The following is a 251-nucleotide window of genomic DNA, read 5'->3' as shown; positions in this document are numbered from 1 at the left end:
CACTCGGTGGGCGCTGGCGTCGTATCTTGAGTCAGGCGCACTGCAAGAGCTAACCTTTGAACACAAGTTAGCCATCACTCAGCATTCTGACATGGCGGTTTATCTGCTGTATCAAAAACAGCGCTACCTAGTACCCAAGGTAAAAGCGGCGGTAGATTTTTTGGTTGAAAGAATACAAGTGGCAGGTTTAAATAAATAGCCTAAGTAAAATATTATGATTAGCTAAAAATGTTCGAATATATATGTATTAG

Annotated in this window: 1 protein-coding gene; it reads left to right on the top strand. The window is 41.0% G+C overall.

Annotated elements, in window-relative coordinates; all coding sequences use genetic code 11:
- Positions 1 to 199, top strand: a 199-nt coding sequence (locus tag SB752_RS32985; RefSeq protein ID WP_410719592.1) for a type 2 periplasmic-binding domain-containing protein, incomplete at its 5' end; no start/stop codon positions are given.
- Positions 200 to 251: the final 52 nt, after the last annotated feature.

The organism is Brevibacillus sp. SIMBA_040 (assembly GCF_046535075.1).
GTDB lineage: Bacteria > Bacillota > Bacilli > Brevibacillales > Brevibacillaceae > Brevibacillus.
The sequence above is the reverse complement of the archived record's forward strand: the minus strand, read 5'-3'. Positions and strand labels throughout refer to the sequence as shown.